This window comes from Pseudoalteromonas sp. GW168-MNA-CIBAN-0100, assembly GCF_040309225.1.
Taxonomy (GTDB): Bacteria; Pseudomonadota; Gammaproteobacteria; order Enterobacterales; family Alteromonadaceae; genus Pseudoalteromonas; species Pseudoalteromonas arctica.
Genome location: NZ_JBEOOL010000322.1, coordinates 1 through 323 on the forward strand (window position 1 = coordinate 1; position 323 = coordinate 323).

General features: G+C 40.6%; 1 protein-coding gene. It reads left to right on the forward strand.

Annotation, left to right across the window (positions count from 1 at the left end; all coding sequences use genetic code 11):
* Positions 1 to 323: hypothetical protein (locus AAEY62_RS21305; protein ID WP_350636367.1), on the forward strand; the 323-nt coding region annotated here is incomplete at both ends.

A 323-nucleotide genomic window follows, 5' to 3' on the forward strand; every position in this document is an offset into this window, starting at 1 on the left:
GGCAGATGAAGTAGGTGTATTGAACCCTAGCTCTGGTAGTGCATTAACAAAAGGCGATGGTATTGCAACATTAGACCTTACAGCTGGTACAGTAAAAGGAGCTGGTGTTGTTACTGCAAGCTATACAGTTGATGGCGAAACGTATACTAGTCAATTTGCATTCGAGTCTGCAGGAGATGCAGGGGGTAATGATACAAGTTTATTTATTTTATCTTTAGAAGGGTTTTCACAAGCAGACGGAAGTAGATCAAACACTGTTTCTGCAGGTTCGCCTTTAAATTTACATGCAACGTTAACTAAAGAAGGTATTGCTGTTACAGGAG